Source organism: Paraburkholderia sp. NMBU_R16 (assembly GCF_013282575.1).
In the GTDB taxonomy this organism is placed as follows: domain Bacteria; phylum Pseudomonadota; class Gammaproteobacteria; order Burkholderiales; family Burkholderiaceae; genus Trinickia.
This window is the reverse complement of the sequence record NZ_JAAAYE010000044.1, coordinates 39,435-48,918: the sequence shown is the minus strand read 5'-3', so window position 1 is coordinate 48,918 and position 9,484 is coordinate 39,435. Positions and strand designations below refer to the sequence as shown.

Below are 9,484 nucleotides of genomic sequence, written 5' to 3'. Positions count from 1 at the left end.
CAACATGCGCCGAGCGTCAATCAACAAACGCTTGTCAGCGTCAATCAACATCGGCATCATCAACCTCGCCGCGACATTCTCATCTTGTTTGTCGCGCGTCTCTCATCCAGATTGTCGCGCCACAGGCACCCGCGCGTCGAGCCGCAAGCATTGCCTGTACCACTACGCCGTGTGCGGCACCGTCATCGGCGGCTACGACGACGTTTCCGTCGCGCGGCAAGCGACGCGCTACCGCTTGCGTCACCTGATCGAGCCGTACGGACTGCTGGTCGATGAAAATCCGATTCGTGCGCGTGACGCTGAGGGTCAACGGCTTGTCTTCGTCCACGCGTTCGGCCACGCCCTGGGGCAGATTCACACGCACCGCGTCGAGCCGCTGCATCGTAAGCGACGTCAGCATGAATGTCGCGAGCAGGAAGAACATTACGTCGATCATCGGAATGATTTCGATGCGGCCCCGCCGGGCGGGACGAGCACGCCGAAGCTTCATGATGCGGAGCCGTCCCGCGCGATGCGTAGGTCCGCCAGCCGCCCGTTCGCGAACGATTCGAGTTCGTCCATCAGGGCATCGATACGACGCGAGAAGAAGTTGAATGCAAACAACGCGACGAGGGCGATGACGATTCCGATCGCCGTCGCGATGAGCGCTTGCGCGACGCCGCCGGTGATGCCGGCCGGATTCAAGAGCCCCGTGCCGATCAGTTTGAACGACTGCATCATGCCGACGATCGTGCCGAGAAGTCCGACGAGGGGAGCCGCCGTTACGATCGTTTCGAGCAGCCACAGTCCGCGACCGATGTCGCGCTGGATTTGCACGGCCACGGCATCGATTCTCGTTTCGATCCGCCACAGCGGCGCGCCGCGCTCGTCGAAGAGCCGCGCCACGCGGTGGAATGCGTGTCGCGACGGCAATCGCTCGAGCGCTGCCGCAAAACGTTCCTGCGCCGCGACTTCACCGGCGTCGTTCCAGGCTTGCCCGATCGCATCGGCCAATTCCACCGGCACGCGAGCGCAGCGCCAGAAGACGTATGCGCGATCGAGCACGATTGCCAGCGCCGCAACGGCCAACACCGTCAGTGGATACACCGCCCAGCCGCCCAGCCGTAGGGTCTCGGCCAAGTTCGTCAATTCGCTCAAGCTGTTCTCCTTTTCACCGATGTGCGCCGAGCGTCAAAAGGTCTTCGTCAGGCCCGCGTAGATCGCGCGCTGCGGGCCGAACTGCGGCGCCTGCACGCCGATGCCCGAGCCGCTGCGCAACTGATAGACCCTATTGAACGCATTGACGAGCACGAGACGCGCCGAGAATTTGCCGATGTACGGCTCATTGAAGCGCTCGATCGCACCGAGATCGAGCTGTGCGTAAAACGGCTGTTTGTCCGTGTTCGCGAAACCGCTGCGCAAGCCGCTGCCGACGATGCCGTCGGCGCTCAGCGTCGTATTGCCGAACGTGTAAGCGCCGCCGAACGAGGCCGTCAAGCGCTGATCGTGGTCGAGAAACACCCAGTTGCCGGCGATATAACTGAGCTCGTCGGATTCGAAATTGAACTGCGCCGATTGGACATTCTTGCCCTGTGCGCGGCTGTAGGCGATGTTCAGATAGGCCGAGACGTTGTCCTTCTTGTAGCTCGTCGTGAGTTCGACGCCGTACACGCGGCCGTGCCGATAATTGAACGGCGTGAAGATCAGCGCGGTACCGAATTGACCCTCGTCGAGCAAGTCATGTGCGATCTTGTAGTACGCGTCGAGACCGACCGTCAGATTCTGCGTGAGCTTCTGCTCGAGACCGACGTCGAAATAATGAGCGCGCTCGGGTTTCACCGGATCGTTTTGCGTCCCGGCGCTCTGATTGGTCGTGCCGTTGAATAGGCCGATCGTCGATGGAGATACCAGTTCGAACGACGGCGGCGTGAAGTAGCGTGCGTAGCCGGCGTGCAGCGTCGTCGCGTTGGTAGGTTGATAGATCAGGCCGATGCGCGGGCTCAATTGGCTCGCGTCAACGTACTCGTTCAGTTTGTCGTAGCGCATGCCGTAGTTCAGCCTCAGCTTGTCGGTGAGCTTCCACTCGTCTTGCAGATAGGCGCTATACAGGTATCCGCTTTTGCTGCTCGAATCGTTGATGCCGAACGGTACATCCGAGGCCTGGTTGCCGTTCGCATCGACCGGAAAGACCGATACGCTGTGGTTGAAGTCCGCATGCTCCTGCTGGGCCATCACGCCCGCGCGCAAAGTGTGTTTCTCGTTGAGTCGATAGACGAAATCGGTCTGCAGGCCGTTCGTCTGATCGCTATGGAAGTCCGATGACGCCACGCCGTTGAACGATAAGTCGCCGATCGTATCGGGGTTGAATTGCGTGCGCGAATAGCGCGTCGATAGCGCGATCTGATAGTCGAGCTTGCCGCCGTTCGTGCCCTGCAACGCGATTACCGCGAAGTTGTTGAGTTCCGACTGCGTTTCGTTCAGGTTCCTGGAGTCGACCGACGAGACACCTTGCAGCGAGTATTGAATCGGCAGACCAGGCGTGTTCGGCAGTTGGAACCAGTTGGTCGACGTGCCGAACATCACGCTCACGCGCGTGAGCGGATTGACGATGTACGACATGTACCCGAAACCGTTGCTTCGTTGCGTGTGATCGTGGGGCGGACTGCCGCTTGCGGTCGGCGACTCGATGCCGAGGTTGTTCACACCGTGGGAGCCGGAAAAGTAGTAGCTGAGCGGTCCCTGCGAGCCGAAGACGTCGGCGCTTTCCTGGAGCGTCTGGTGGCTGCCGCCATAGACGTCGATCGATCCGCCTTGCCCGAGTTCGCCCGCCTTCGTTTTGATGTCGACGATACCCGCCGTTCGATAGCCGTACTCCGCGGGCAACGCGCCCGTCACCAGATTGAGCTGGCCGACGATGCGCGAATCGAACGACTGGCCGAAGCCGCTGATCGGCTCCGGAATGAGGATGCCGTTGATACGGTACTGCAGATCCGCGTGATCGCCGCGTACGTGAAGCTGCCCGTACGAATCGTTGGCGATACCGGGCATTTGCAGCAGGACCTGATTGAGTGGCGTGTTCTGGCCTTGCGGCATGACATCGATGTCAGACTGCGTCACGCGGTAGACGCTCGCGCCGATATCGGGCTGAAAGCCGTTGCGCGCGCGATCGAGGCGCTGCGCATCGATATTTACGTCGAGCGCGCTGCCCTGTTCGAGCGCGATATCGATTTCGCGCGGCTTGCCCGCTTCGATCGTTTCGATGCGCGTGTTGCTGCTGAAATTTTGCGCATCGATGATCAGCGCGTACGTACCGGACGTGAGGCGACCCACTTCGAACCGCCCGTCAGAGCCTGTTTGCGCGTGAGCAATCGTGTTGCCGCCGGCATCCTGAACGAGCACGTCGGCATGTTCCAGCGCGCGGCCGTGCCGGTCCGTGACGACGCCGCGCAAAGCCGGGGCATCCGGGACGGCGAGTGCGTATAGCGGAATGCTCAAGGCAAGGTGCAGACAGCCCGCACGCGCGATCAGTTTTTTGTGTTTCGTCATTTTTGTCGTTCGAAAGCGGAAGCCGCTTGCCGGATGCGTCTTCACACGGAACAGCGGCGAATTGACGGGTTGCTCGTAAGCTGCTCATGCCATCGTTAATCGATGAAATGATATAACGTATCATGCCGGGATGAGATGATATAACGTATCACTTTATTTGCGCAAGATGCGATCCGGTTGGCGATGCGCACCGCTAAGCCCCGGCTAAGGTTCGCTTGGCAAGATGCTTTCGTTCCAGGTCTTTCGAGAGGTAACGATGTCCGTCATCGAGCAACATGGCAACGAGACTTACGGGCTCGTCGCGCGCCTTCTTCACTGGCTGGTGGTCGCTCTGGTCGCCGCACAATTCGTCTTGGGCTGGACGATGCCCGAAGTGCACCGGGATACGCAGCCGGTGGGCCTTATTGCCTGGCACCTCGCGCTCGGTGCTGCATTGATCGCGGCCATGGCTGCGCGCATTCTGTGGCGGCTTACGCACCGGCCCCCTCCGGGCGACCTGCCGCCGCTGCTCAGTACCGTTTCACGCGTGACACACTTCTTGCTCTACGCTGCGCTGATCGCAGTCCCCGTGCTTGGCTGGGCCAACGCGTCGTCGCGAGGCTGGTCCGTGAAGCTCTTCGGGACGCTGCCATTGCCGGCGCTCGCAGCTTCGGGTTCCACAGTGGGGCATGCGATGGGTGACGTCCATAGCGCGCTCGCCTGGGTATTGCTCGTGCTTATCGGCATGCACGTCGGCGCCGCGCTCGTGCATCGCTTCGTGCTCAAGGACGACGTATTGCGACGGATGATGTGACGCTCGGCCAGCCGGCCGGAGCGCCAGCTTCGTTCGACCGGGTCGTCGAGCCTTTCCCCGGCAGAAACAGGAATTACAGATCATTACAAAGCGGCGGCGTTTCAGTTGGCTGTGGCAAAAAAAAACGGGCGCCTGCCGCGCCCGTTTTCGTTCGATCGTCGCCGATCAGCAATTGCCTTTCTTCGCCTGGCCCGGTGGACAGAAACCGTTGCCGGGGCCGCCTTGCGGGCGGACTACGACGCCGGGCTGATCGGGTACATAGACAGCGCATCCGCTGAGTACGCCGGCAGCAATCGTCAGGATCACCATCATTTTTTTCATTCGAGAATCCCCGCTATAAGCATGAGGAGGGGCTTCGCCCCTCCGGTGTTTGAATGCAATGTGTCAGAAGCTGAAATTGACGGTCTGGCTGCCGCTCGAGACATTGACGGCGCTCGACTGCGTCGCACCGGAGGCAGCATCCGCCTCGATCGTATATTGGCCGGCCGACGTGGTCGCCGCAGTCAGGGAGATCGGCAAAGCGTTGCTGTAAGCGCCGACCAGCGGCGGATTGACCGGCAAGCTCATGGTGTACGCACCCGTCGTCAGATTGGCGTTGGCCGAGGCGATTTCGTAAGTGCCGGTGGTCGTCGTTTGCAGCGCGCGCAGGCTCGCGTCCGCGGACGCGGTGACCGTGCCGCTGACCGTGTTCATCGTGGATGCCGGCAACGCGATCGGCTGCGCGGCAGTCGATACGTGCGTCGTCGCGCCAACGACAACCGGCACCGACGTGATGACGCCGCTCGACACGCCGCTTTGCGCGATCACGACATCGTAGTTGCCGTTGCTTGCGCTGGCGACGAGCGGGGCGAAAGTGAAATGCCCCGTGCTGTCGGCAACGGTGCCGCTGATGACTTTGCCGTTTTGCTCGGCATAGACAGTCGCGCCGGCTTCGGCCGGTGCGACAAAGCCGTCGATGGTACCGCTTATCGTCGTGGGGGTGGCCGTAATGACCGGCTTGAGCGCATAGCCGCCGTTGCCCTGCTGGACCACGGACTTGCACGCGTTGAAGTCGAGCACGAGGTCCACCGTGCTGTTGGCCTCAACGGTAAACGGGCGAATGATTTTCAATCCGCTTTGCGTCGCGCTCGGCGTGGCGAGTGCGACTTCGGTCGTCGTGCCCGAAACGACAACCGAGTTGGCCAACGCGTTGCCCTGATTCGAAGCGAGCACGAGACGCACTTGCTGATATTGGCCAGCCGGCAATGTGGTTTGGCCAAGCGTCGTCAATACGCCGTTCGTGAGCGTCAGCAGATCGATCTTCTGCGGTGTCGCCAGCGTGATGTCACTCCAGCCCCCGTCGTTATCGCCCGCCGCCGAACTCATGTTGACGCGGACCTGATTCACGGTCACATAGACATGATCGAAGCCGCATGCCGGTGCATCGGTCATGTGAACGGCCAACGTGCCCGTGGGCGTACCGCCGCCGCCTCCGCCGCCGCAGGCGCCGAGCAGGATTGCCGTGCAGGCGAGCGCCGCGCCGGAGAGCAGTTTTTGTAGATTAGGGCTCATGATCACCACCTCTTCTTCGTCACTGGTGCGCGAAGGATATGCGTGAGCCGGTGCAAACCTTTTCTCTATTTGCAACAAACGGTAACTTCTTTCTTTAATTCAGGCGGGCTTGGACAGGCGGGTGTCCGAATCGGCGCGTGTACGCGCGGGAAAACGCAGCTGCGCTGCCAAAACCCACATGCGCGGCAATCGATTTGACACGCTCGCCACGGACAAGCGCCCGGCGCGCGAGGGCAAGGCGCCATTCCGTCAAGTAACTGCTGGGTGTCGTTCCGACGATTTCGCGGAACAGCTCCATGAACCGACTGCGCGAAACGCCGGCAATCGCGGCGAGATCCTCGATTCGCCACGCCCGCGACGGCTGGTCATGCATCACAGCGAGTGCGCGATGCAGGGCGGGGTGAGACAGGCCGGCGAGCAGCCCCGGCTGCGTCGCGCCGCCGTCGATCGTGCGCCGCAGCACCATGAGGACGATGACTTCGGCAAGCCGCTCGAGCGCTGTCTGCTTCCCGCACCGGGCGTCGAGCGCCTCGGCGGTGAATACGTTAGCGAGCGCGCGCAACTCGGGCGCGTCTTCGAGCCCGATCTCGATACGCTCGGGTAGCGCGCTCAAAAGCGGGTTCAACGGACCGCCGAAGCATAACGAAACAGCGGCGAGCACCTCGCCATCGAACGCGGCGACGGGCGGACCGATCCTCAGCACGAGGCTGCGCGCCGCATTCGCGGATCCTTTGACAACCAGCGTCGCGTCGCTTGCGCGGTCGTCGGGCGAGAACGCCCTCGCGGTGAAGTCGAACGCGCGAAAAAACGCGGAAAGTCGGTCGGGCTTCAGGGGCATCGGATTTTCAATCATGCAATTCGGACTCCTCATGATCGAGAGTATGGGAATCTTCATGCGTGCCGTCAATCACGGGTTGCCCGGCACCTTGATGACCCAGGAGGAAAGACACGATGTTGATACCCAGACAGGCTGCGCCGGAACTCAGCGTTGCCACGCTTGGCGGCGGCAGATTCGATCTGGCGCGCCAAACGCCCGATTACCTGACGTTGATTTGTTTTTATCGGGGCTTGCATTGCCCGATTTGCGCGATGTATCTCCGGGAGCTCGAGCGGCTGACACCCGAATTCGCTCAGCGCGGGGTGACGACTATCGCCATCAGCTCGGACGACGAAGCACGGGCACGCGAGATGGCGACGAAGATCGGCGCCGATCGATTGACCGTGGGATTTGGCTTGCCGCTCGAGAAAGCGCGCGAATGGGGCCTTTATATTTCCTCATCGCGCGGAAAGACGTCGATCGGCATCGAAGAGCCTGCGCTCTTTTCGGAGCCGGGCGTGTTCCTGATCAAGCCCGACAGGACGATTTACTACGCGTCGGTTCAATCGATGCCGTTCGTCCGGCCAAGCTTCGCCGAGTTGCTGAAAGCCGTCGATTTCACGATCGAGCATGCGTATCCGGCGCGCGGCGAGTACACGGGAGAAGTCTGATGCGCATGCGTCAGGCGCGCTCGCCGTCCTCGCTGTCCGGTACGGTATCGAGGTCGGTCAGCCATGCGTTTGCACTCGCGTCGCTCGGCGCGCGGTAGTCGCCGCGCGGCGAGAGCGAGCCGCCTGAACCCACCTTCGGCCCGTTCGGCAGGCAAGTTCGCTTGAACTGCTGTTGCTCGAAAAAGCGCCGCAGGAATACGGCCAGCCAGCGTTTGATGTCCGCGATGCCGTACTCGTGGCGTTTTTCGTCCGGCAGGTCCGGCCATGGCCCACGCGTACGGTCGCGCCATGCGGTCCAGGCGAGAAACGCCACTTTCGAGGGGCGGTAACCGAAACGCAGCAGATAGTAGAGGTTGAAGTCCTGTAACTCGTACGGGCCGACCGCGGCTTCGGTGAGCTGAATCGTCCCGTCCTCGCCCGGCGGAATCAGCTCGGGGCTGATATCGGTCTCGAGCACATCGCGCAAGACCGCGGCGGCGGGCGCATCGAGTCCGCTTTCATCGGCGGTCCATCGAATTAGATATTGGATCAGCGTTTTCGGCACGCTCGCGTTGACGCCATAGTGCGACATGTGATCGCCGACACCGTAGGTGCACCAGCCCAGCGCGAGCTCGCTGAGATCGCCCGTGCCCACTACGAGGCCGCCATGCATATTGGCGATGCGAAAGAGGTGACTCGTCCGCTCGCCCGCCTGCACGTTCTCGAACGTGATGTCATGAACCGCTTCGCCGCGAGCGAACGGGTGCCCGAGGTCTTGAAGCATCTGCATGCAGCTCGGGCGAATATCGATTTCGTTCGTTCGGCAGCCGAACGCGGCGACGAGGCGACGAGCCTGGCCGAGCGTACGTTCACCGGTGCCGAAGCCGGGAAGGATGCAGGCGATGATCGCACTGCGCGGCAACTGCAGCCGATCGACGGCGCGCACGCACACGAGCAATGCGAGTGTCGAATCGAGGCCCCCCGATATGCCGATGACGAGTGCCTTCGTCTTGGCGGCACGCATGCGCGTGACGAGACCTTGTACCTGGATATCGTAGATCTCGCGGCAACGTTCGCCGCGCCGTGCCGGATCCGCCGGCACATACGGGAAACGCTCGTAGCGGCGCGCGAGCGGCAGATGGATGCCGGTCGGCAGGGCAGCCGGCACGTCGACGGTGCGGAATCGTGCTGTGGTGTCGCGATGCAGACGGACTGAATCGCCGAACGTCGTTTGCCGCATCCGTTCCTCGACGAGTCGATCGAGGTCGATATCGGCGCAGATCAGTTGTGCCTTGTCGGCGAAGCGCTCGGTTTCGGCCAGGGCGTTGCCGTTTTCGTAGATCATTCCGTGGCCGTCCCACGCCAGATCAGTCGTGGATTCGCCGATGCCTGCGGCGCTATACGCGTACGCTGCCAGGCATCGAGCCGATTGAGCGCTTGCGAGCAAGCGTCGGTAATCGGCCTTGCCGACCGTCACGTTCGATGCCGAAAGATTGAGCAGTACCGTTGCACCGGCCAGCGCGGCGAACGAGGAGGGCGGGATCGGTACCCAGAGGTCCTCGCAGATTTCGATGTGAAAAGTGAAAAGCGGCTGCCCTTCGATTCGGAAGAGCAGATCGGGCGAACAAGGAATAGCGGTTTGTCCGATGAGATCGATCGAGTCGCGGTGCAGGCAGGAGGCCTCGGCGAACTGCCGTCCTTCGTAGAACTCGCGGTAATTCGGCAGGTAGTTTTTCGGTACGATGCCGAGCAGACGGCCCCGATGCACGACGGCGCCGCAGTTGAACAGAAGGCCATCGATCACGAGCGGCAGGCCGACGATCGCCGTCGTCGATAATTGACGCGACGCGGCGACGATATCGCTCAGTGCCTTCAGGCACGCTTCGAGCAGTGCCTGTTGGTGGAACAAATCGTCGCAGGCGTAACCGGACAAGCCGAGTTCGGGGAACAGCGTGACGAGTGCATGGCGAGCATCGGCCTCTTGCATCAGTGCGATCGTCTCGCGCGCGTTGACGGCGGGGTCCGCGACGCGCACGGGCGGAACCGCGACCGCGAGCCGCGCGAAGTTGTGGCGATAGAGGTTGAAAAAGGCCGGTACTTCGGTCATGGCGAATTCGTTCCTTACGGCGGCGGTATCGGCTGCTTGGC

At 61.9% G+C, this 9,484-nt stretch carries 9 protein-coding genes; 2 read left to right on the top strand and 7 right to left on the bottom strand.

Annotated elements, in window-relative coordinates; genetic code table 11:
* Positions 1-79: 79 nt before the first annotated feature.
* From GWC77_RS20595 to GWC77_RS20585, 3 genes are read right to left on the bottom strand one after another with little or no spacing between them, the layout of a single operon-like run.
* Positions 80-490: a biopolymer transporter ExbD gene (locus GWC77_RS20595; protein WP_173260002.1), complete on the bottom strand. Its 411-nt coding sequence runs from the start codon at positions 488-490 to the stop codon at positions 80-82.
* Complete coding sequence (locus GWC77_RS20590) at positions 487-1,137, bottom strand: MotA/TolQ/ExbB proton channel family protein (protein WP_173260001.1); 651 nt, start codon at positions 1,135-1,137, stop codon at positions 487-489. The genes GWC77_RS20595 and GWC77_RS20590 overlap by 4 nt, the downstream gene beginning before the upstream one ends.
* Before the next feature lie 33 nt (positions 1,138-1,170).
* A complete protein-coding gene (locus GWC77_RS20585; RefSeq protein WP_173260000.1) occupies positions 1,171-3,525 on the bottom strand; it encodes a TonB-dependent receptor in 2,355 nt (784 codons plus the stop codon).
* A 256-nt stretch (positions 3,526-3,781) separates the two neighbouring features.
* Between GWC77_RS20585 and GWC77_RS20580 the strand changes: the two genes are divergently transcribed.
* Positions 3,782-4,318 (top strand): cytochrome b, encoded by a 537-nt coding sequence (locus tag GWC77_RS20580; RefSeq protein WP_173259999.1) that lies wholly within the window; start codon positions 3,782-3,784, stop codon positions 4,316-4,318.
* A 165-nt stretch (positions 4,319-4,483) separates the two neighbouring features.
* Here GWC77_RS20580 and GWC77_RS20575 read toward each other — a convergent pair whose 3' ends face one another.
* From GWC77_RS20575 to GWC77_RS20565, 3 genes are all read right to left on the bottom strand, one after another.
* A complete protein-coding gene (locus GWC77_RS20575; protein ID WP_173259998.1) occupies positions 4,484-4,639 on the bottom strand; it encodes a hypothetical protein in 156 nt (51 codons plus the stop codon).
* 63 nt (positions 4,640-4,702) lie between these two features.
* Positions 4,703-5,869, bottom strand: coding sequence for a DUF4382 domain-containing protein (locus GWC77_RS20570; RefSeq protein WP_173259997.1), 1,167 nt, complete (start codon positions 5,867-5,869; stop codon positions 4,703-4,705).
* Between the two features lie 94 nt (positions 5,870-5,963).
* Positions 5,964-6,722, bottom strand: coding sequence for an AraC family transcriptional regulator (locus GWC77_RS20565; RefSeq protein WP_173259996.1), 759 nt, complete (start codon positions 6,720-6,722; stop codon positions 5,964-5,966).
* A 98-nt stretch (positions 6,723-6,820) separates the two neighbouring features.
* On the opposite strand from GWC77_RS20565, the gene GWC77_RS20560 reads away from it, so the two are divergent.
* The gene (locus GWC77_RS20560) at positions 6,821-7,357 is read left to right on the top strand and encodes a peroxiredoxin-like family protein (RefSeq protein WP_173259995.1); all 537 of its coding nucleotides are present in this window, start codon (positions 6,821-6,823) and stop codon (positions 7,355-7,357) included.
* 10 nt (positions 7,358-7,367) lie between these two features.
* Here GWC77_RS20560 and GWC77_RS20555 read toward each other — a convergent pair whose 3' ends face one another.
* Entirely contained in the window at positions 7,368-9,443 is a 2,076-nt protein-coding gene (locus GWC77_RS20555; RefSeq protein ID WP_173259994.1) for an NAD(+) synthase, read from the bottom strand.
* Between the last annotated feature and the right edge of the window lie 41 nt (positions 9,444-9,484).

Bases quoted from the DNA above. Each gene is read 5' to 3' on its own strand.
- GWC77_RS20595 (WP_173260002.1), bottom strand. From the start codon at position 490: ATGAAGCTTCGGCGTGCTCGTCCCGCCCGGCGGGGCCGCATCGAAATC.
- GWC77_RS20585 (WP_173260000.1), bottom strand. From the start codon at position 3,525: ATGACGAAACACAAAAAACTGATCGCGCGTGCGGGCTGTCTGCACCTT.
- GWC77_RS20580 (WP_173259999.1), top strand. From the start codon at position 3,782: ATGTCCGTCATCGAGCAACATGGCAACGAGACTTACGGGCTCGTCGCG.
- GWC77_RS20575 (WP_173259998.1), bottom strand. From the start codon at position 4,639: ATGAAAAAAATGATGGTGATCCTGACGATTGCTGCCGGCGTACTCAGC.
- GWC77_RS20570 (WP_173259997.1), bottom strand. From the start codon at position 5,869: ATGAGCCCTAATCTACAAAAACTGCTCTCCGGCGCGGCGCTCGCCTGC.
- GWC77_RS20565 (WP_173259996.1), bottom strand. From the start codon at position 6,722: ATGATTGAAAATCCGATGCCCCTGAAGCCCGACCGACTTTCCGCGTTT.
- GWC77_RS20560 (WP_173259995.1), top strand. From the start codon at position 6,821: ATGTTGATACCCAGACAGGCTGCGCCGGAACTCAGCGTTGCCACGCTT.
- GWC77_RS20555 (WP_173259994.1), bottom strand. From the start codon at position 9,443: ATGACCGAAGTACCGGCCTTTTTCAACCTCTATCGCCACAACTTCGCG.